Raw genomic sequence first — 2300 nt, forward strand, 5'->3', positions numbered from 1 at the left:
GTATCGGGGTGGACGTCCGCCACCTCGCTAATCGTGAGTTGCCCACTCAGACAGGCGGCGCTCACCGATAGCGTGAACCCGCCCACCTGGCGTGACGAGCACGGACGCCCCCGCGCCAAGCGCCCGTGTCCGCGCTGCGGCCGTGAGATTCCGGTGCTCTCCGGCCCGACCGAGCAGCTCGGGTTCCACGGCTGGCAGCCGTGGCAGCTCTGGAGCACCGTCAAGTCGTGCGCGCACCCGCGTCGAGGGCATCCCGGTGCCCGATGCTAACGGTCGCTGGCGGCTGATCGTGGTCGAGGGAGAGGCGAGTTGAACGAGTCGTATGAACCCTGAGCGAGAGGATACCGCGCGCTGGCTCGACGAAGGCCGTGAGCTCCTCGGCATGTTGCATGACGAGGTCGACCATCTGGCCCAGGAGACCGAGCGGCTCCGCGCCGAGCTCGGACGCCTGGATACGCTGCAGGCGGTCATCGCACGCGTCAACCAAGACAACGACCGGCTGCGGGCCGAGCGAGATGAGCTGCTGGTGGGCTTCCGTCGCGTGGCTGATCTGGTGGAACAACTACGGCTGAACCGCCCCGGGTTTCCCGGAGACCGGTTTAGTTGACTCGCGCCACCATGGCGTGAGTCGGGTGGTTCCGATAGTAATGGTCCTCGTACTCGACCGGGGGAACGTACCCGATCGGCTCCAGGAGTCGTTGCGTGTTGTACCAGGAGACCCAGTCGAGCGTGGCGAACTCGACGTCCTCGAGGCCTCGCCAAGGCCCCCTTCTCCGGATGACTTCCGTCTTGAACAATCCGATCACGGACTCGGCGAGCGCATTGATGCTCCTATAGATGTCAAGCGGCTGGCGGGGAGGCGTCCGCACCGGAGCGGTGCAGCAAGTGCCGGAACGCTTCACGTGCGACGTAGCGCTTGAGACACCGGATGATCTCAGCTTTCGTCTTCCCTTCCGCGAGGCGGCGTTTCGTATAGGCGACCGTGGCCGGGTGCCAGCGCATCCGGACGATCACGACCCGGTAGAGGGCGGCGTTCGCTTGCCGATGCCCGCCCCGGTTGAGCCGGTGTCGCGTGGTCTGTCCCGACGAGGCGGGGAGCGGAGCCACACCACAGAGCGCAGCAAAGGCGGCTTCCGAATGGACCCGGCGCGGATTGTCCCCGGCCACGATGAGCAGCTCGGCCGCAGTATCGGGTCCGACTCCGAAGGCGGCCCGGAGCTCCGGAGCCTGCTCCTGGGTGAGGCGGTCGAGCTCACCGTCATGGAGGTGCACCTCGCGATGGAGGTCCAGCCATCGGTGGGCGAGGGCCCGCAGCGCGTGTTTGGCGGCGGCCAGCGGAGTCGTGACCGCACCTGGCCGAAGCCCGGCACATCGATGCAGGAGCGCCGTGTCGGCGAGTCCCGCGAGTTCTTCCCGGAATTCCGCCGGGGCCGTCACGAGGAGGGTCTTGAGGGTGATCAGCGCTTGACTCCGCGCGCGGACGGCCGTGTCGCGCGCGACCTTGAGCACCCGAATCAGCTCGACGGTCCCGTCGCCGGCCTTCGGAACCGCGGTGGCGACCCCGGCGAGGACCGCCCGGGCGGCGGCCTCGGCATCCAGCGGATCGGTCTTGCCCTGGCGATGGCGGGCGGCCCGATCAGGCCGGTTGACCTCGAGCACACGGTAGTCCCGCTGGCGGAGAAACCGTGTGAGCCCCGCCCCGTACGAGCCAGTGCCCTCAACGCCGAAGGCGGTTGGCGTCCCATGCGCCCGGCCCCACTGCTCGAGCTGGGCGTAACCCGCCGTGGTAGCGGGGATGAGCAGCTGCCCAAGCCGGACGCCCAGGGCATCCAGCGCCACGGCGACATGCAGATCCTTATGGGTATCGACCCCGATGACGACTTGCCGGTTCGCCCCCTTATCCATCCGCTCGGCCTCCTTGTGCGATGGTGTGTGGCCCCTGGTCGGACGAGCGGACAAGACTGCGAGGGGATCTCTCGGATCGATCACGCTCCTATGAGGTCACCACCCGCCCGGCCAGTACGCCCTTCAAGCTGCCCGCCGGGCCGACAGATCAACGCCAGGGCACGAAGCCAATCGTATGCAGTGTCAGACCCAGACGGGCAGCTGCTCGAGATCATCGCAGTCGTACGAGTCGCCGACGCTGCCGACCGATGGCTCCATGCCCGCCTCGGCCAATCGCTCGGTGTAGCGAATCGACACGTACTGCCCGAGTTCAACTGGTCGTCGCGGTCGCTGTGATGCACGAGGCCGTTGGTCTCGGCGCGCGACCAGATCGCTTGCTCGAGCGCATCGAGGGC

Annotated in this window: 2 protein-coding genes and 2 pseudogenes; 1 reads left to right on the top strand and 3 read right to left on the bottom strand. The window is 67.7% G+C overall.

Annotation, left to right across the window (positions count from 1 at the left end; all coding sequences use genetic code 11):
- Positions 1–322: 322 nt before the first annotated feature.
- Entirely contained in the window at positions 323–607 is a 285-nt protein-coding gene (locus tag VGV06_19185; GenBank protein HEV2057270.1) for a hypothetical protein, read from the top strand.
- On the opposite strand, the pseudogene VGV06_19190 reads toward VGV06_19185, so the two are convergent.
- The 3 genes and pseudogenes from VGV06_19190 to VGV06_19200 all read right to left on the bottom strand — a co-directional run bounded on the left by VGV06_19190 (position 600) and on the right by VGV06_19200 (position 2300).
- Positions 600–824 (bottom strand): annotated as a pseudogene (locus tag VGV06_19190) (integrase core domain-containing protein). The gene VGV06_19185 and the pseudogene VGV06_19190 sit on opposite strands and share 8 nt — an antisense overlap.
- A 16-nt stretch (positions 825–840) precedes the next feature.
- Entirely contained in the window at positions 841–1905 is a 1065-nt protein-coding gene (locus VGV06_19195; protein HEV2057271.1) for an IS110 family transposase, read from the bottom strand.
- A 219-nt stretch (positions 1906–2124) separates the two neighbouring features.
- Positions 2125–2300: pseudogene (locus tag VGV06_19200) on the bottom strand (IS3 family transposase).

The sequence above is a fragment of the Candidatus Methylomirabilota bacterium genome, assembly GCA_035936835.1.
In the GTDB taxonomy this organism is placed as follows: Bacteria; Methylomirabilota; Methylomirabilia; order Rokubacteriales; family CSP1-6; genus AR37.

Bases quoted from the DNA above. Each gene is read 5' to 3' on its own strand.
- VGV06_19185 (HEV2057270.1), top strand. From the start codon at position 323: ATGAACCCTGAGCGAGAGGATACCGCGCGCTGGCTCGACGAAGGCCGT.
- VGV06_19195 (HEV2057271.1), bottom strand. From the start codon at position 1,905: ATGGATAAGGGGGCGAACCGGCAAGTCGTCATCGGGGTCGATACCCAT.